The sequence below is a fragment of the Microcoleus sp. FACHB-1515 genome, from assembly GCF_014696105.1.
Taxonomy (GTDB): Bacteria; Cyanobacteriota; Cyanobacteriia; order Elainellales; family Elainellaceae; genus JAAUTJ01.
In genome coordinates, this window is record NZ_JACJPO010000066.1 from 1 (window position 1) to 18618 (window position 18618).

At 49.4% G+C, this 18618-nt stretch carries 12 protein-coding genes; 5 read left to right on the forward strand and 7 right to left on the reverse strand.

Annotation, left to right across the window (positions count from 1 at the left end; genetic code table 11):
• The first annotated feature begins 519 nt into the window (after positions 1-519).
• Positions 520-2091: a mechanosensitive ion channel family protein gene (locus tag H6F67_RS22240; RefSeq protein WP_190768841.1), complete on the forward strand. Its 1572-nt coding sequence runs from the start codon at positions 520-522 to the stop codon at positions 2089-2091.
• Here H6F67_RS22240 and H6F67_RS22245 read toward each other — a convergent pair whose 3' ends face one another.
• The 3 genes from H6F67_RS22245 to H6F67_RS22255 all read right to left on the reverse strand — a co-directional run bounded on the left by H6F67_RS22245 (position 2092) and on the right by H6F67_RS22255 (position 10000).
• A complete protein-coding gene (locus tag H6F67_RS22245; RefSeq protein WP_190768842.1) occupies positions 2092-3399 on the reverse strand; it encodes a hybrid sensor histidine kinase/response regulator in 1308 nt (435 codons plus the stop codon).
• A 32-nt stretch (positions 3400-3431) separates the two neighbouring features.
• Positions 3432-7946, reverse strand: a complete 4515-nt coding sequence (locus tag H6F67_RS22250; RefSeq protein WP_190768843.1) for an ATP-binding protein — start codon at positions 7944-7946, stop codon at positions 3432-3434.
• Positions 7947-9268: 1322 nt separating this feature from the next.
• On the reverse strand, positions 9269-10000 hold the full coding sequence (locus H6F67_RS22255) for a type 1 glutamine amidotransferase (RefSeq protein ID WP_190768844.1): 732 nt from the start codon (positions 9998-10000) through the stop codon (positions 9269-9271).
• A gap of 109 nt (positions 10001-10109) precedes the next feature.
• Between H6F67_RS22255 and H6F67_RS22260 the strand changes: the two genes are divergently transcribed.
• The 4 genes from H6F67_RS22260 (at position 10110) to H6F67_RS22275 (ending at position 14894) form a co-directional block, all read left to right on the forward strand.
• Positions 10110-10994, forward strand: coding sequence for a phytanoyl-CoA dioxygenase family protein (locus tag H6F67_RS22260; protein WP_190768845.1), 885 nt, complete (start codon positions 10110-10112; stop codon positions 10992-10994).
• Positions 10991-11887: a phytanoyl-CoA dioxygenase family protein gene (locus tag H6F67_RS22265; protein WP_190768846.1), complete on the forward strand. Its 897-nt coding sequence runs from the start codon at positions 10991-10993 to the stop codon at positions 11885-11887. Before H6F67_RS22260 ends, H6F67_RS22265 begins: the two co-directional genes overlap by 4 nt.
• Positions 11888-12004: 117 nt before the next feature.
• Positions 12005-13456 (forward strand): APC family permease, encoded by a 1452-nt coding sequence (locus tag H6F67_RS22270; RefSeq protein WP_190768847.1) that lies wholly within the window; start codon positions 12005-12007, stop codon positions 13454-13456.
• An 82-nt stretch (positions 13457-13538) separates the two neighbouring features.
• Positions 13539-14894 carry a glutamine synthetase family protein gene (locus H6F67_RS22275; protein ID WP_199304582.1) on the forward strand — a complete coding sequence of 452 codons (1356 nt, stop codon included), beginning with the start codon at positions 13539-13541 and terminating at the stop codon, positions 14892-14894.
• Here H6F67_RS22275 and H6F67_RS22280 read toward each other — a convergent pair.
• From H6F67_RS22280 to H6F67_RS22295, 4 genes are all read right to left on the reverse strand, one after another.
• On the reverse strand, positions 14891-15706 hold the full coding sequence (locus H6F67_RS22280) for a DUF6885 family protein (RefSeq protein ID WP_190768848.1): 816 nt from the start codon (positions 15704-15706) through the stop codon (positions 14891-14893). The two genes, H6F67_RS22275 and H6F67_RS22280, sit on opposite strands and share 4 nt — an antisense overlap.
• Positions 15707-15959: 253 nt before the next feature.
• Entirely contained in the window at positions 15960-17135 is a 1176-nt protein-coding gene (locus tag H6F67_RS22285) for a family 43 glycosylhydrolase (RefSeq protein WP_190768849.1), read from the reverse strand.
• Positions 17092-18171, reverse strand: coding sequence for a hypothetical protein (locus tag H6F67_RS22290; protein ID WP_190768850.1), 1080 nt, complete (start codon positions 18169-18171; stop codon positions 17092-17094). The genes H6F67_RS22285 and H6F67_RS22290 overlap by 44 nt, the downstream gene beginning before the upstream one ends.
• Positions 18172-18186: 15 nt before the next feature.
• Complete coding sequence (locus H6F67_RS22295; protein WP_190768851.1) at positions 18187-18609, reverse strand: GNAT family N-acetyltransferase; 423 nt, start codon at positions 18607-18609, stop codon at positions 18187-18189.
• Between the last annotated feature and the right edge of the window lie 9 nt (positions 18610-18618).

Here is an 18618-nt window from a genome sequence, read left to right on the forward strand (position 1 = left end):
TAGTTGAATCGCTGATTAAAGTCGAACTAAAACATCAGCATTGCTGAGTCTGCAACTTGAGATCTGTAGCTTATTCTCCCTCGATTTTCGTCTAGTCCTACGGGTCCACCTCAGTGAGCACAGAAGAGGCAGCCGCGCTTGTAAAAATCAAAGCTGCGCTGGGTATTTGATTTGCCTAGGGCAGTTCGACTACTGACATGCTTGCAGACGGCTTGCTGAGTTGATCTTGCTGAATTAGTTGGCTTGATTGGTTCTTGATTAAGGTAGTGAGTCTGCTAGTTTTGCGGGGCAAATCAGTCTGATAGCTTATTTTCTTGGAGAAACTGGGAGGTGTTTAGCATCTTCCAGTTTGTTCTGCGTTGCGTGAAATTAGGTGAAGCAATTAATACGATTTATGCAAATAATCAATTTTCAACTTCTATCAGTTGCTGGTGTAGCTAAATTGATTATTTCAGAGCCAATATGTTCAAGTTTTAGTAAAATTTGACGAAAGTGACGATTACTCGATCGGTGTAGCCAATGGAAATTTTAATTACTGTCATTGAAGTTGGTTTAATCATTGCCGCATTCACTCTATTGAACTGGCTTGTCCGCATTGGTTTTAGAATTTCTGGGCAAACCTGGCTCAAGAGTAAAGCAGAGAAAATAGATGCTCAGCAGCGCAACATTGGCTTCATTTTGATGTTAATATGTGCAAGTTTTTGTCTTTTGATAGTTGGCCTGAATGGAGTATTGATCTTTCGAGGCGAGAGTGTGCAGGCCTTTCAACTCCGCCTCATTCAAAGTGTTCCTAGGCAGTTTTGGGAAACGATTGCGATCGCAACTGCCAAAAGTGTCATGCTTCTGCTGTTGATTCGATTTAGCATACCTATTCTTAGTTGGCTGCTCGATCAATGCAGTCATTTCGCAAAAAATTACGATCGAATCAAAGCGAATGACCAAGCGATTGAAGTGTTCTTCACTTATCTCAAGTCGATTTTGACAAACAGCCTTTGGTTGTTTGGGGGAATTCTTTGTGCTCAGTTCTTCAGTTTACCTGCTATCCTCATTTGGTATTTGTTCATTGTATTGAGGGCTTATTTAGCAATCTCATTGGGGCGGCTTATGATTAAAGCTGTTTCAGCTTTGATTGATACGTTTGATGCTTTAAGCATTCAGCATTCACATTCGATCGGTGCGCTGCGGTACTATGAGCGATTTCGCTATCTTGTTCCTGCTCTTAAGAAAACGCTGGAATATATTCTGTATGTTGGAATCGCTACACTGATTGTTCAAGATGTTGACTTTATTGGTGAAGTTGCAGCTCATGCTGATGAAATCATTCTGACGATCGCTCTTTATTTTATCGCTGGAGTCTTAATTGAAATTGCGAATGTTATTTTGGAAGATCTAGTTTTAAGAACTGATCATCTAAGTGAGCTACAGCTTCAGCGACGGTTGACGATTATTCCGCTGTTTAAGAGCTTTCTGAAATACGCCATTTACTTTTCAGCAATCTTGCTTATTCTTAACTTGTTTGAACTGAATCCCGCTCCACTCTTAGCAGGAGCAGGACTAGTCGGCCTAATTGTGGGTTTTGGAGCACAAAATTTGATCAATGATATTGTTTGTGGATTTTTTATTTTGTTTGAAAACTATTACCTGGTTGGCGATTATATTGAGGCCGGAAAATCTGAGGATCGCTCGGTTGAAGGAATTGTAGAAGCGATCGAACTGCGAACTACTCAGATTCGTCATCCTGATGGTCAGCTACAGATTGTTCGTAATGGCGAAATTGGTTCGATCGTCAACTATTCTAAGCAATATATTTACGCTAAAGTGGATGTTCCGATCGCGCATCACTCAAGCCTAGACCAAATCTATCGGTTGATTGAAAGCGTGGGACAAGAGCTGAAGGCAGATTGCCCAGAAGTTCTAGAAGCAACGCTGATCGATGGACTGGAAAATTTTGGAGAAGATAATTTGCTGCTGCGGACTTTAACAAAGGTTAAGCCTGGTAAACATCTTTATATTCAGCGCCTTCTGCGTAAACGGTTGAAGCATCGGTTTGATCAAGAAGGAATTGGGTTATCTGCTTCTTCTTTGGAGTAGCTAAGATGATTCTTGCTCTACTTCGGCTGGGGCTTCAATTGGAAATGAAACTTCAAAGATGCTGCCTCGGTTGATCTCGCTGCTGACGGCGATCGTGCCACCGTGTTGCTCTACCGCTCGTTTGACGACAGCTAATCCTAATCCGGTTGAATCTTGGGCGATCGCATCCGCATTTTTGGCTCGGTAGAAGCGATCGAAGATTCGCGGTTGGTCTTCTAAGGGAATGCCAATTCCTTCATCTCGAACACGAATAATTGCTTTTGTCGGCTCGTAAATTAGCTCAAATAAAATCGTGCCGCCATTCGGTGAGTAGCAGACTGCATTGACAAGCAGATGAGTACAAATCTGTTGCAACAGTGCCTCATCAATGAAAACTGAATCGGGAGATTTGCCAAAACTAACAAACAGCAGGCGATATTCTGGGCTGCTTGGAAGCTGCCACTGATCAATGAATGATTGGCAGGCTTGGGTGAGGTTGATCGACGTTGGATTAAACGACGGTTCTTGTGATTCATTTGCAAGCAGTAGTATATCTTGCAGCGATCGACTGATTGTTCGGGTGCTGTTTTCAATAATTTGCAGGTAGCGATCGCTCTCAGCAGAGCGATGATTATTTTCTTGCTTGAGTAGTTCAACGGCAGAGGTTGCAACTGCAACGGGCGTCCGAAATTTTTGAGCGATATTACGAATCCATCGAAACTGCAATTTGTTTCGACGCTGCTCTTGGGCGATCGCCTTCTGTAGCTCTGACTGAAGTTCTAGTAGCTGATTATTTTCAGTTTGCAGAGCAAGGGTGCGTTCTTGAATTCTTGCTTCTAGCCCTTGATTGAGAATTTTGAGTGCAGCTTCCGCTGAGTTTCGCTGTTCAATTTCGTTTTCGAGGGCGCTATTCTGCCGTTGGAGTTGCTGCTGCAATCGGCTGATTCGGAGGTGAGTTTCGATGCGGGCTAAGACTTCAACGACTTGAAACGGCTTTATAATGTAGTCCACACCTCCTGCTTGAAAAGCCATTACTTTTTCAAATTCCTCGCTTGAAGCGCTTAGAAAAATGACTGGAATTGATGAGGTTCGATCGCTATGTTTAAGGCGATCGCATACTTCATATCCATCAATTCCTGGCATTCTAATATCTAGCAATATCAAGTCAGGTGGCTCAACTAGCGCCGATTCAATTCCTAATTCACCATTGATTACTTTACGAACTTCATATCCTGCTTTGGTCAGCAATTCTGATAAGAACCGGAGGTTATCAGGGGTATCGTCGATGATTAGAATTGTGCCGTTTGAGTTAGAGTCATTTGAAGTCATAATTTGGGGGCTGTGTAAGATGCATGATCTGCTCAAGCTGAAAGTTCTGGACTAAATAGGCGAGCGATTTTTTTGATGATTTGGTCGTTTGCAATCAGTGCTGCTCGATTGAGCTTTGCGATCCATTCCGCTGGCATTGCAGATAGGCTGCTGCTAAGTTGCTGAAGATCAATCAATTCATTGTTCGATCGACTTGTCGGTGATTGATCTTCATAAAGATAGGTCACTCCTAGATGCTCGGAAATCTTATTGAGAACGACGAATTCTGAGCAGGGTTTACCCACGCAATCATCACATCCTGCCGCTAAAATGGCTTGCTGTTCTTCTTCAAAAACTGCCGCAGTAATGGCAATGATTTTTGTGGGTGAACGAATGAAGTTTTCTGCTGAGTCGGCTGCTTGTTGCTGTTCTTGCTGTCGAATACGACGAACAGCTTCAAACCCATCCATGATGGGCATTCGCATATCCATCCAAATGAGATCGGGTGAAAAATTCAACCATTGCTCGATCGCTGCTTGCCCATCTTCTGCTTCACGAACTTCAAATCCAACCTCGGTCAGCCAGTGAACCATAAGCTGCCGATTGGTATCTGTGTCGTCTACGAGAAGAATGCGGTAAGTTGGTTGACCAGGGGCTAGGCTGACAATTTTTTGAGAAGAATGATTGCCGCTGACGGCAACAGCATCTGCTCGTGTCGCAGTGATGGTTAGGTAAAAGGTTGAGCCTCGTTCAGGTTGACTTGTGACGGTGATGTCACCGCCCATCATCTGAGCAAATCGGCGGCTAATTGGCAGTCCTAAACCTGTTCCCTGATGCGATCGCCGCCCTGATTCGGTTTGGGCAAATGCTTCAAACACCATGTCTATTTCTGCTGCTGCAATGCCAATGCCAGTATCTGTCACTTCAAAGCTCAGCATCAAAGAAGCAGCTTCTAACTGACTGCTCGATCGCAAAGTCACGCTTCCAAATGACGTGAATTTGATTGCATTATCGAGCAGGTTTGTGAGGATTTGACGGAGTTTGCGTTCGTCTGTGCAAATAAATTGTGGAAGAGTAGGATCGCGATCGCACACTAGATGTAAATCCTTGGCTTCTGCACGTAAACGAAATATCTCTTCAAGCTCATCAAGGAGCGTATGTAGATTGAAACTGTCTTCGTGCAGCATTGTACGACCTGCTTCAATTTTTGAAATTGAAAGTACATCATTAATCAGTTGCAGCAAATATTCTCCGTTGCGATTAATTGTTTCTAAGTAGTCGTGCTGGGTTGAGGTTATTTCAAAATCCTGTGTTAGCAGTTGAGCAAATCCCAGAATTGCGTTGAGCGGTGTTCGTAGTTCATGACTCATGTTGGCAAGGAAGCTGCTTTTTGCTCGATTCGCTGTTTCTGCGGCTTCTTTTGCATTGAGCAACTCTACAGCTTGTTTTTGCGTTTGCTCTAGCAACTGAGCTTGCTGTACGGCGACTCCAAGCTGCTGAGCAACTTGCAGCATGATCTGAACTTCACTTTCTTGCCACTGTCGAGGGCTAGCGTTCTGATAAACTCCAAGTAATCCCCAAAGATGACTATCTAAATAGATTGGCACGATCACGTAAGCTCTGGCTTGAAGCTGCTCTAATAGCTCAATGTAACAAGGGGGAAAATTTTGCTTGTAAATATCTTTAACTTGAACGTGAGACGCCCCTCGGCTATAAGCTCCTCCGCTGGTTTCTTGGAGATAAGTATCTTTTAGAAGTGTTGCTTCTTCATTCCACAGTTTTGCAGTACAGCGATCGTTTCTTAGTGCAGATTGAGGCTGCGGTGCGTCTTCTATAGGTAGCATTACAGTCATCCAGCCTTTGCCAACCGATTCAGCAACAAAGTTCCCACTCCAATCTGGATTAAATCGATAAATCACGACTCGATCGCAATTGAGCACCTGGCGAATTTCTTGTACTGTTGTTTCAAAAATTGAGTACAAATCGAGTTTGCGGCGCATTCGTTCGAGAATGCGGGCGATCGCTTGCTCTCGCTTTAAACTCGCCTGCAACTGCTGCTCTGCCTGCTTGCGAGCAGTAATATCTCGCACCATAATTAGAGCGGCGCTGTCTGTGTAAGGAACGATACGCACTTCTTCATGCTGGATGCGATCGCCAAAAGTAACTTTCTGCTCGAAAATCTGTACGCTTTCGGTGCTCAAGGCTTCTTGAATTGCTTTGAGTTTACGGGTTGCCTCTTGTTCTGGCAGCAGCTCTAAAATATTTCTTCCAATGGGATTGATGTAGCTTGGAATTAAATCCATAAATTGAGAAGTTTTGCGAATCGAGTCGAGGTAAATTCCGTCTTTAGTAATCAAGCTCATGAAATCAGGAATTGCAGCGAGAATTGCACGATTGCGATTTTCACTTTGCTGTAGCGCCTTCTCTGCCTGCTTGCGATCGGTGATATCGCGAATAACGACTAAAGCTTCATCCTCGGTCAGGGGAACAACGCGGACTTCTCGCCAGTGGACTTGCTCATTCACAAGTAGCGTGTGTTCGTAAACTTGAGTTTCGTGTAATTCGATCGCGGCTTGAATTGCGGCTAATAATTGCTGTGCTACCTCGAATGGCAGAACGTTCTCAACTTTATTTCCAGCTACAATCGAATCTAAACTGGCTGTTGGGAAGTTTGCTGGAATTGTGACATTTAAGTAGGTTCCATCTTTTCGCATCCGAATAATTGGATCAGGTAAAGCACTGCGAACCGCATCAGTAAACGCTTCGCTCTCTTGCAGTGCTTTTGTCCGCTCTAAAACTTGAGCTTCTAGGTGATGGCTATAGTCAGCAAGAATTTTCTCTGCGGCTTTGCGCTGAGTAATGTTTTGAAAAGTACAAATTGAGGCAATGATATTCCCTTTGTTGTCAAAAACGGGGGCTGCATGAATTTCGAGGGAAATTACTTCGCCGTTACGGTGAATGTCTATATCGTCGGCTGTCACCTGCTCGCCTTGGAGCGATCGCACTACAGGCAGCTTGTCAAACGAGTAATGAATATCCGTGCCGCTTTGGTAAAGTCGATAGGTTTTTACTAGTTCGTCAGCTTCAATACGAGGAATTTCTGTTAAACCTAGCAACTGCATACCGCTGGCGTTTAAGTAGGCAACTGATCCATCTGGGCGATGCATTGAAACACCAATTGGTAGCGTCTCTAGAATTTGCGTCATTTGCTGTTCGCTTTCAAATACCGCCTGATTGAGAATTCTCATTCCAGCAAAAGCTGTTTTCAGTTGCAGGAGCATGTCATCAAACGATCGCGCGAGTTCGCCCAGTTCGTCTCGTCGGTTGATTGTAATTTGTGGACTCAGGTTGCCTTGAGCAATTTGCTTCGCGATCGCGTTAAGCTGCGAAATTGGTTTGACAATTCGCCTCGACAAAGCAATACTCACTCCGAGCATCAACAGTAATGTTGCACCGCAAAGTGCAGCAGTCACTCGCGCGTTGTGATAGATTTCGCTCATGAAATCGGCTTCTGGCACAACCGTTACAATGAGCCAGTCGAAGTTGCTAGTTGTTTGCAACGGAGTGGTTTGAACGAAGTAGTGTTGCTGGTTGATTGTGAAATTGCGTTGTTGCCGCTGACTTGTTTGCTCAAATGCTTGCGCCTGCTGAAGGAATTGTGCCGTACTGCGGGTGAGCAACTCCTGGCTGTTTACTGCTTCCAATCTTCTGCGATCGACATCGACATTTTGGCTGTGCAGCGCTTGCTCTACTGTTAGGAATGGAACTTCTCCCGTTGAAGTTGCAATCAATCGTCCAGCGCGATCAACAATGAATGCTTGTCCCGTCTTTCCAATCTCAAGCTGCTGTAAAAAATCGCCAATCTGTACAAGGTACAGGCTAGAACTTATCACGCCTTGAAACTGATTGTTTGAGTCGTAGAAGGGTAGAAAACTCGCAACCATCAGGCGTGGTTGATCTTCACCTAAAGCAAGTGAAACAACTAGCCTTGAGACCTTTCGATTTGCGGCACGAGTTTCTTGATACCAAGGATTAGCGGGTGGGTCGCGCTGAGGGTCAAAACCACTTTGCACCTCAACTGGTTCAAGCAGTTGACCTTGGGCGTTTGAGCGGTAGCGATAAAGTTTATTTCCTGTGGAGGCGTCCAGTTGCCGAATTGAGATTTTTTCACCATCTGGCCGCTCAGTTGCAAAAAATTCATTTTGCTCAGTGGCGATCGCAATTCCGCCTAGCGATGGGAAGATTTGAAGCTGTTGAGCAAAATGTTTTCCTAGCTGTGCAAAATCGTTTGTGTCTAAGAGATTTTGTTGCAGTGCTGCTGCGTTTAGCTCATTGATTTTTTCGGGTGTTTCTAAATAGCTTTGCAGGTTTTGATCGATGCGATCGCTAACCTCTTCCATCACCTCATGGGCTAGGGCTTCGATGGATTTTTGACTTGCTTTGTAAGAGAGATAGCCAACGAGTGCAACTGCTCCAAGCGTTTGCAGGACAAAGGGAACCGCAACGACCAGATGCAGCGGAATCTTTTGAGGGCGAGTAAGCCACTGTCGAAGAAAAAACGGTTTCATCGCTTGCTGCTGCTACACTCGGGCTTTAGCCAGGCTTTAGAAATATATGTAGCAGTTTAACAGCAAATTACTAAGCTGCTATTTTGGGATCCACCATCCTGTTAACTCTTGACTGTACGGGCTGAGGCGTAACTGTCGAGTTCGATCGCACTTCTTGTGATTAAAGTGTCTTAACTCTCCAAGCTCTTGATTTATCAATGTCTTAATTACCAATTGCTCTCAGCCCATAGAGTAAAAGTTCTTTTTTGGGGTTAAATTGTTAAGTTAAATTCTTATTTGCTAGTACATTGCATCTGTAAATATAAGAATTTTTCTATATTAATCCGGCTGGCTTCTGAACGACTGCTCTGCCTAGGGTGTGTGTTGAAACCTCCTGGTGGTGAGATTTCTCGACCGAGATCCCCCTAAATCCCCTTGAAAAGGGGGACTTTGAGGATGACTCCCTCCTTGTTATGGGGTGGGGAGGATCAAGCGAGTTGAAAACACTGCCTAGGGTGTTTTATCAGGCTGGGGTTTTCTCCACCCTCAGCGCTCTAGGTCAGCGATCGTCTAGGTTACAGTACCCTGGGTCAGCGCAGTTGGCGGCGATCGCTCATCCGTTCAGCCTTGAATGGACGTTGATTTACCAGCGGATGACGTGAGAGTTCAACGAGTGAAAGGGGCGTTAATTTCCTTTTGACCTTCTGCGGGATACGCAAATATTCAAATTTCTCAAATCCTTGCGTGTAAAGGCTTTTAAGCGCTCTTCCATCTTTGATGGACTAGATTTGGACTAAATTTTGAGTCGCCTTCTTGTCACCTCGCTACCCCAAGTTGAGCGCTAGCCTCACCTTACCGCAAGACTCATATCCTGCCCAGTTTCTTACAGAAGCGATCGCAATCACCCTCCACAACTCACTCGAAAAGGGCGATCGCAAGTTAGACAGCTCCATGTTTGGGCATGAAGGCATCCACTCCGTGTACTCATGCAATCGGCAGCACCACAGCGATTGCTAAAAGTAATATCTTGCTCAAACTTAGACCAATTCATCTCTATTTGAGTCCATAAAAGAGCAATTAAGTCTCATTGCAAGACCAAATAAAAGAACGCAGGTCTTGTAATGAGACTTATAAGAAGACAAGTGAGTCCAAAATTTGAATGCAAAAGCAGCGGTTGACCAAGAGCGGTCAATCGCTCAATAAGCGATCGATGAAGTTAAAACGTCCTTGACAAGTCAGCTTGCTATCAAGCGCAATCACTCACACTACGATTAGCCAACGCTATCTCTCAGCCTCGTCATGCGATCGAGTCACTGCTCAAATCTCGAAGCGAAGTTTCTAATTTAAGTATTCAAATAAACTGCTGAGTTGAGCTGTAGAAACTGCTGCATGAAGCGATCGGTTAAAGGTGCGATCGCTTCAGAGTTTTGCTTCGCTTCTGCTAGCAGTTGAGGCAACGTTGTATCGCGAATCTGGCTATCTCGCAATTCAGTTTCAATGACAGGTGCACAGCTTGCCAAAGCGCGATCGTCCATTTCCAAATGAAACTGAATTGCCCAGACGTGATTTTGATAGCAAAATGCTTGATTTGGGTATTTTGTGCTGCTCGCAAGATGCACGCAATTTGGAGGAATCTCAAACGTATCTTGATGGGATTGAAACACTTTGAACCGTGACGGAAAATCTTGCAGCAGCAAATCAGTTTTTGCAGCTTCAAGAAGCTCAACGTCGCACCAGCCCACTTCCCGACCTGCTTGACCCCGATCGACTTTTGCCCCTAAGATCTGCGCCAAAATTTGCGAGCCAAGACAGATACCCACGATCGGAATTCGCTGTGCGATCGCATCTTCCAGCAGCTTAAATTCCTGACGTAGAAACGCATAGCGATCGTATTCATACGCACTAATTGCGCCGCCCAAAATCACAATATGCGAATAGTTGGAAATAGGTTCAACCAGTTCACAGCCTGCTGGCGCATCAAGATAGTGAACTTCAACGGTTTTAAGCTGCGGTGCCAACAGTCCCACAGTGCTACAGGCTTCGTGACGAATCACAAGAACGCGGAGTTTTTTCATGTCAATTCATCACCTTGCTAAACCGGAGCGATCGCTGCTTTTGTAGCTTTTGCCACATTTTGATCGCGATCGCTTTCTCTAAGATGCATATTTTACGACGCCTTTTGTCATGCTATCGAACGCGCAGATCGATCAATTCCACACTGACGGATTTTTGATTGTTGAAAATCTGCTTGATTCCGCTTTGGTCGATCGACTGGCGGAACGAGTCGAGCCGCTGTTTCAAGGAGAATTTGAGACGGGCGTTTATCCCGACGAGTGGTATTGGAATCCGCGCCTAGGCTTGCCCGGAGCATCCGGCCAAATGAGCAACGTGTGGAAGAGCGATCGCACCTTGGCCTCCGTCATTCTCTCAGAGAAAATTGGCAAAATCTGTGCCCAACTTGGCAACTGGAGCGGAACCCGCCTGCTGAGCGATAGCTTGTGGCGCAAACCGTTCGGCGCATCCGAAACGACACATCACCAAGACTCGATGTACTCCTTCTACCACACGCCGCAAGAAATCGTCGTCTGCTGGATTGCCCTCAGTCACGCCGTTCCGCAAGGCAGTTCGATCGAGTATGTGCGCGGTTCGCATCGCTGGCCGCTGTCGCAAACCGTAGCAGAATTTCACGCCGGAAGCCGCAGCTATCGCGCTGACATGGAGCAGGCCGCAAAACAAGCAGGAATCGATCGCCCCGATGTCGTTCAGCTTGCCCTCCAGCCCGGAAGCTGCGCCTTTCATCACGGCCACATGTGGCACGGGTCAGGAAAGAACCTCCTCCCCAACTCGATCCGGCGCAGTCTAGTCATCGCCCATATTCCCGCCAACTCGCAATTCAAGCCAACCGCTGCCTATGTCGAAGGCGGCTATCTGGCCGGACGCTACAAGCGCTTTGGCGACAACACAATGGACGAAAGCTTTTTCCCGATCGTCTATCAGCAAGACGGCGATCGATCGCCATTCCTCGACACCTACTGCGGCGACGCACTCCGACCCCTGATCGCCCAATGAATCATCCGCATCCGATCGAACTTTCTTCCACCCAAATCGAGCAATTTCGCGATCGAGGATTCCTCGTTCTAGAAAAATTTCTCAACCTCGATCGCGTTGAGCAAATTGACGCTCGCCTCGATCCGCTGTTCGCCACGCGCTTTGAAACCGGAATCTACCCAGACGAATGGCACGGACGACCGGGATTGAGCCGACCAGAAGCCACTCGCCAAATGGTCGGCATGTGGCGCTGCGATCGCACCGTTGCCAGCCTCTCGCTTTCTGCCGAAATTGCCTGCCTCAACGCCACACTTGCCGGATGGTCAGGCGGACGCTTGGCAATGGATAGCTGCTGGATCAAGCCACCCAACGCACCCGAAGTCCTCTTCCATCGCAACAGCACCCTAGTAAGCTGCATCGCACCCAGCGAAATCGTCACCTGCTGGATCGCTTTAAGCGAAACGACCAAGGAAATGGGCACGATCGAACTAATTCCCGGTTCACATCACTGGCCGGGGCAAGATCAATTCCGATTTCTCCACGCCCCCGAAACAGATTACCGACAGCCAATCTGGGATTTAGGCATCACCGATCCCGAAATTTTAGCGATCGAACTTCCGCCGGGCGGCTGCGTATTTCTACATGGCGACCTGTGGCACGGGTCAAGCCGTAACTTGAGCGGGCTGCATCGCAAGTCTGAAGCGCGCACTCGCCGCAGCATCGCCATCAGCACACTGCCCGCCCATGCTCAATTTCAGCCGATTGGCGTTGGAACAGGCTACATCTTCAGCCGCTACCGACGGCTAGACAGTCTAGAAATGGACGAAAGCTTTTTTCCGATTCTATGGACACAAGCAGGGTATCGATCGCCCTTCGCGCAAGCCTATTGTGAAGATTTGATGAAACTAGGATGAAGAATAATTCTAAAGATAGATGTATTTCCATAGATTCGTGATCCCCGCTACCCAGAAAGCGCATTAATTCCGGTATGGTGGGGGCGAATCTGTACTCCTACGTCACGGAGTTTCCGCATGACTAATCAGGAACGATCGCGTCAGTCCGGGCTGCGTCCCGACTGCCTACCCTTTCATGAAGTGCTGGCCCAGTCGGTCGCAAACATCGCTCCAACCGTAACGCCGACTGTGAATGCTGCCCTCGTTTTTGCCAGTGCCGGAACGGGAACTTGGTTTACCTACGTGCTAGCCACGATCGGCCTAGCGTTCGTCAGCCTCAACATCAACCAGTTTGCACGGCGATCGGCTTCTCCCGGTTCGCTTTATGCCTACATTGCGCGAGGTTTAGGGGCAACCGCAGGCGTCATCACAGGCTGGGGCTTGATCTTGGCTTATATTTTCACCGCGATGGCCGTGACAGCAGGATTTGCCAACTACGGAGAAGTGCTGCTCAATCCGCTGGGCATTGCTCCCTCGCCCATCTTCTTCTTTGCCATTTGCGTCGCAGTCTCCTGGTATGTCGCCTACCGAGACATTCAGCTTTCAACAGCAGTCATGCTCGCCCTTGAAATCGCCTCAGTCGGCTTGATCATTGTGCTGGGATTGATCGTGTTAGGACATCACAACTTTGCGATCGACACAGCTCAGCTCACCCTGCAAGGCGTGAAACCGGGCGGCATCGTTTTAGGATTGGTGCTCGGCGTCTTTAGCTATGTCGGCTTTGAAAGTGCAACAACGCTGGGCGATGAAGCCAAACGACCCCTACGCACAATTCCCCGCGCCGTCATTCTCAGCACGATCGCCTGCGGAGTCTTCTTCGTGCTTTTGTCCTACATCGAAGTTTTAGGCTTTCGAGACAGCACCACCGCCTTGAACGAAAGCACCGCACCGATGAACGACCTCGCCATCATGTCGGGCGTTCCGTTCTTTGGCATTTTGATCTCGATCGGCTCAATGGTCAGCTTTTTCGCCTGCGCCCTCGCCAGCATCAACGCTGGAGCGCGAATTTTCTTTTCAATGGCGCGACACGGCATTTTTCACAACAGCATTGGACAGGCACACCGCAGCAACGCCACACCGCACATCGCCGTCACCCTCGCCGCGATCGTCGTCTTTCTCGTCCCCGCCTCCATGTCGCTGTTTGGCGTTGCGCCCCTCACCATCTACGGCTACACAGGCACAATCGCCACATATGGCTTTTTGCTGGCCTACATTCTGATTTCGATCGCCGCGCCCGTCTATCTCAAAAAAGAACACCAGTTGCGCCCGCTCGACGTGATCTTTTCAATCCTCGGCGTCGGCTTCATGGCAATTCCCGTTTTGGGCAGCATCGGCCTTCCCGGTGAAAGCAGCTTGTTCCCCATTCCACCCGCGCCCTACAACGTTTTCCCATACCTGTTCTTGCTTTATCTGGTCGTTGGTGCAGGCTGGTTTGTCATGCTGCGCTTGCGATCGCCCAGCCTCATCGAGGCAATGGAAGCCGACATCGAAGCATCACACACCCGCTTCGACGACATGAAGAAAATCTAATTCCCATGAACTGTTCGGGGGCGCACAGCGAAGCGTCCCCACAACCACCCATGTCCAGAGTTTGAGAATCGGAGGAAGGGTTATGGTGATGGAAATGACAGCAGCAGATGCCATCAACGATCGCATCGCTGACTTTATGGCAACGCTCCGCGATCGCTCAGTCGAATATTTGCGGTTTGAACTGCCGGATCTGCACGGCGTCTCGCGGCTCAAAGTCGTCCCGATCGACAAAGTCGAAGCCTACACGCGCAAAGGACTCAACTTCTACGGCGGCACACTCGCCCTCGACACGGCCTCAATGGTCGTTCCCAGAGCCGGACTGCACGCCGAACGCAAATATCGCGATCACCTGCTCTTCCCAGATCTCAACACCCTAGCTTCGGTTCCCTGGCTCGATCGCACCGCCAAAGTCATCTGCGATCCCTACTGGAGTGCCGCCGAACCCTTGACCGTCGCGCCGCGCTACGTCCTCAAATCACTCCTGGCGAAAGCTGCCGACCTGGGTTTTGACGTAATGATGGGACACGAATTCGAGTTCTATCTGCTGTCTGCCGAAACGCAAGAACCCTTGTTCGACGGGCTGCACATCTTCAACCACATCCGCAACCAGTACATCCCCGAACTCGATCGCCTCCTCGACTATCTGCGTCAAGCCGGAGTTGATGTCATCACCCACAACTGCGAATACGCCCCATCCCAGTTCGAGATCAACTTCGGAGCCAGCGTTGGCATCGCTGCCGCCGATAAAGCCTTCACCTTCAAAACAGCAGTCAAAGAAATCGCCCATCGGCTCGGCTATCTCGCTTCCTTCATGTCAAAGCCGTTCTCCGATCGCGCCGGATGCTGCTGTCACTTTCACATCAGCCTGATCGATCGATCGACCGGACAAAACGCCTTTCTCGATCTCGATGATCCCGATGGCCTCTCGAACCTGGCGCGATCGTTCACCCAAGGCATTCTCAACCACGCGCCTGCCATGATGCCGCTGATTGGTCCCACGCCCAACTGCTACCGCCGCCTCAAGCCCCACACCTTCGCCCCGTCCAACATAAGCTGGGGCATCGAAGACCGCACAGCCCTAGTGCGCGTCAAGGCGACTCGTGACGAAGGCACACATCTGGAAATGCGAGCCGGATCAGGACTAAGCAATCCCTACCTCAGCGCCGCAGCAACGCTGGCCGCCGGATTGCTCGGCATCCAACAGGCAGCACAGCTTCAGCCAATGAGCGACGGCCCCAGCGAAGACGACCCCGCTTTCCCAAAACTGCCCCCCGATCTGGAAGCAGCGATCGCCAGCTTATCCGCAGACACCGAGATGCGATCACTGTTGGGCGAAGACTTTGTGCATTTATTCACCACCGTCAAACAGTTTGAGCTTGCCCGCTTCCACGCGCACGTCACCGACTGGGAGCAAAAAGAATACCTAGAGGTTTACTAGCCGCCTGCCGGAATTGGACTGCCATTATCCCAAAACTCAACGACAAAGCCGCGATCGATCGCCGCCTGCGCGATCGTCATGTAATCTTTGCTGGCAACAAATAGCAGCACGCCGCCACCGTAGCCATCGCCGCGATCGAGTGCTTTCGCGATCGCCTCCGCCGCCTGCAAATAATATCCCTGCCAGCCAAACATCGGGTAGGTGTCGCAAACGAGAACAAGCGATCGATCGGAACACTCTTGCGCTGCCCCTGTCACCGTTCCGGCCAGCAGGAAGTGGCCGACCTTCCAATCTGGCGGCGGCGGGGCGATCGTCTCACCGTTGAGATAAGCGATCGCATCCGCCACACCCAACCCTGCACCCCACAGATGATCGGTACGCAGATTGCCCAAAGGAACAAGCGATCGATCGCGGCAAAAATCCATCAGATCAAACACTCGCTCTGCCGTCCACTGCGCTTGCAGCGGCACAAATCGATATGCACCTCCAGATGCCATCAGAACCGCAGCATCCAAACCTTGAACCGAAGTTCCAGCCAAAGCCGGATCAGCGGCGATCGGCAAAGTCAAACCATAATCTTGTCGCGAGACGGCACCTGAAGGAAGCCAGCTAGCCGGATCGCCCGTCGGCAGCGTTGAACCTGCCAGCCGAGCGATCTCAGCAGGCGTCACGTTTCGCCCGATCGCCGCCAGCAAAATTGCCGCCCAATACGTTCCACAGAGATTATCCAGCTGCTGCCCAGCCTGCTGATGCGCCTTCACCAGCGGCAGCAGACCAGGTAGCCACTCGATCGAAAACTGATGCAATCGCACGATCGCCTCCTTGTGAATCGCAAATCAGCCAGTTCGTGATCGATCGTCGCAGCCCGCTGACCGAGAAACTGTTTCGTACAGAACCGAAGCACGGTATGAGCCTCTAGGGTGTGTTTTACAACCTCCTAGTGGTTAGATTGCCTAACGGAGATCCCTCTGTCCCCTTGATAAGGGGGACTTTGAGTGGTTCGGCTCCCTCGTTGGGGAGGATCAAGCGGTTTGAAAACACAGCCTAGACGATCGCACCGCTGATTTACTTACCCATCCCTTTGCGAAAAAACAGCCCAATTTCTTCTGGCTCTGTCCAGCTTGCTCGCAGCGCCGAAGAAACACCAAGCGTATGCAAACGGTGATACCAGCCGTAAGCGATGAACTCGTCGAGATGCCCAGAGGAGGCATAGCCATCGTCAACAGGCAAAAAATTCATGCCGTACATGCCGACGCGATCGCTTCCCGGCACGATGGCTACGCCTCCTCTGGGCGATTCATCCGCAAACATTGGACGATACGGCCCCGTCACCTGATCGGAAACGTACCAGTACAGCGTCGAATTCGTGATTTTGCGCGAGTTCACTTGATTCAACCAACTAGGATTGAGGTAGATGCGAAAGCACGAGAAAAATAAGTGATAGCGGCCATCTTTGTAAAAAACTTGCGGTCGCTCCATGTGGTAGTACGGCCACTTCTCCGCAGTTTCTACAGTCGGAGCGGCAACGGGCGGCAGAATTTCGTAAGAGCCTGCGATCGAATCACTGACCGCCAATCCGACGCAGCCCTGAAAATTTCCCGGCGTCTTCGCGCTGGCACAAATGAACATGTAGTAGCGGCCATCTTGCGGATCTTTGAACAGATACGGATCGCGCCAGTGGAAGTGCTGAGTCAAATTGCAGCGACCGTACCACTCATCTTGCTCATCGGGGATCAGCGGCCATCCATGCGGATAACGCTGCCAGTGGATGCCGTCTGTTGAGGTGGCAAGGGCGATCGCTTCATTCCTGAGATCCGGCATTTCCTTTCCCCCCGCTGAATAGAACAGGTAGAGAACGCCATCTTCCTCATACGCACAGCCCGCACAAATCCGCCCCGATTCCCAAGCGTGATTCGGCTCCGGTTTCAGTAGCGTCCCCAAATCCTGCCAGTTTTCCAAATCTTTGGAAACTGCCCCGTGCAAATTGCTCACCGTCCACCAAGGAACTTGGCCTTCTAAGCCGCGCAGATAAAACAAGCGGTAAACATCGCCCGTTTTGAGAATCCAAGGATCCCAGTTCATCGGCTGTTTAGGACGGAGCGATCGCAAGATCCCCGTGACGGCATCGCCCAATCGCACCTGACCCCGCTCGACCAAGCTGGCTTTCACCAGTTCAGAAACGCCAGTCGGTAAGGCTTCAAGCTGGCTGAGAATTCGACGTTGGAAGGGATGAAGCTGCATTGGAAGTGGCGGCGAGGTAGGGGAAGGTGGGGTGGGTGCGGCTGAGGAACATTCGATCGCCCGCATCAAACGTAATCCAGTGGGGATCAGAAATGCCGCCGACGAAATGCCCGCCCGGATCTTCTTTTTGGAAGCCGAAAAAGGCCGGATGTTCTGCTGTTTCGGGGTCGATAATTTTTCCGGCAAACAGTCCGTCGCTGAGCAAATTAGCGGGTTCGTCTTCCCAGGGAATCGCGCTGTAGGAAGCGGTTGTGCGATCGATCGGCTGCGATCGCACATAAAATGTCACACCAACCTGCGTTTTCTGGGCAAAAAACGGACTCCAGTGCGGGCTAAACACGAGATACAGTCGCCAATAATCGCCAAACTTTCGCCAAAACACCTGCGGCACTTCGGCTAGGTAAAATTCCTGCGTCGCCCACAGAATGCCGTAATCAGATTTCCAATTCGTCAGGTCGGGAGAAGTGGCAAAAGCGATCGCGGCATTCGAGTTCGCGCCCTCGCCCTGAAGATGCGTCGTGATAAAAGCGTAAAACTGCCCATCCACCTCATCGCGAATCACATATGGATCGCGCCAGTTAATTCCGTCAAACTTGCTATCCGTCCCCGGATTCGGGATCACAGGAGCAGTTTCGCTCGCAGGCGTCCGCGTCCAGTGCTGCAAATCGATCGAGGTCGCGATCCCAATATTCTGCGGCAAACGCCGTTCATAAGGCTGCTCAATCAGGCGATCGCCCCGCTTTCGTGCCGAATAAACGAGATAGTTCAGTCCGTCATGCGCGATGATGCTGCCCGTCCAAATCGCGAGACTATCCCAGCCATCTTCGCTATGAGACAAAGCAGGGCGATCGGGATCAAGCTCTTGCCAGCCATAAGGCGTCATCACAGCATGACCGATCGAAGCCTCATTGTGACGGCGATCGGCATTGTAGGCGCAGACAAGGCGATCGGCTTGCAGATAAAACACGTGCAGAACGCCTTCATGCCATGCAAACCAGAAATCCCAGCAGTATTTATTAAAAGGATGCCAAGCCATCGATCGATAAAAAGGTTAGTTTAAGTTTTTGTTCTGTAACCATTGGCCGACAACCATTCCAAGTCCTGTCGGTTGAACTTCAAAGCCAAGCTTTTGATAAAACTCAACCGAGTCATTGGTAAATAGATAAACATGCTGTCCTTCAAGTTTTGCTAAAAGCAGCTTCATCATGGCGCTAGCAATTCCTTGTTTTCGATATTGGCTAAGCGTCCAAACATCAACAATGTAGGCATTACAAACGCCATCAGAAAGAGCGCGAGCCGTGCCAATGATGCGATCGCCCACATAAGCAATCACGGCAGCATAACTATTCTCAAACAATTTTTGAAGCTGGCTTGCATTCCGTCCATTGTTAAAAGCATCACTTGCCAGGGTCGATTTCATCTGTTGCCAATCGACCTGCTTGAGGTCTGTTTTGTAAATAACTTCATCAGCCATATTGTGAAG

Excerpts from the sequence above, each read along its gene's own strand:
- H6F67_RS22295 (WP_190768851.1), bottom strand. The coding sequence starts at position 18,609 with ATGGCTGATGAAGTTATTTACAAAACAGACCTCAAGCAGGTCGATTGG.
- H6F67_RS22250 (WP_190768843.1), bottom strand. The coding sequence starts at position 7,946 with ATGAAACCGTTTTTTCTTCGACAGTGGCTTACTCGCCCTCAAAAGATT.
- H6F67_RS22255 (WP_190768844.1), bottom strand. The coding sequence starts at position 10,000 with ATGAAAAAACTCCGCGTTCTTGTGATTCGTCACGAAGCCTGTAGCACT.
- H6F67_RS22245 (WP_190768842.1), bottom strand. The coding sequence starts at position 3,399 with ATGACTTCAAATGACTCTAACTCAAACGGCACAATTCTAATCATCGAC.
- H6F67_RS22270 (WP_190768847.1), top strand. The coding sequence starts at position 12,005 with ATGACTAATCAGGAACGATCGCGTCAGTCCGGGCTGCGTCCCGACTGC.
- H6F67_RS22240 (WP_190768841.1), top strand. The coding sequence starts at position 520 with ATGGAAATTTTAATTACTGTCATTGAAGTTGGTTTAATCATTGCCGCA.
- H6F67_RS22275 (WP_199304582.1), top strand. The coding sequence starts at position 13,539 with ATGGTGATGGAAATGACAGCAGCAGATGCCATCAACGATCGCATCGCT.
- H6F67_RS22290 (WP_190768850.1), bottom strand. The coding sequence starts at position 18,171 with ATGGCTTGGCATCCTTTTAATAAATACTGCTGGGATTTCTGGTTTGCA.
- H6F67_RS22285 (WP_190768849.1), bottom strand. The coding sequence starts at position 17,135 with ATGCAGCTTCATCCCTTCCAACGTCGAATTCTCAGCCAGCTTGAAGCC.
- H6F67_RS22260 (WP_190768845.1), top strand. The coding sequence starts at position 10,110 with ATGCTATCGAACGCGCAGATCGATCAATTCCACACTGACGGATTTTTG.
- H6F67_RS22265 (WP_190768846.1), top strand. The coding sequence starts at position 10,991 with ATGAATCATCCGCATCCGATCGAACTTTCTTCCACCCAAATCGAGCAA.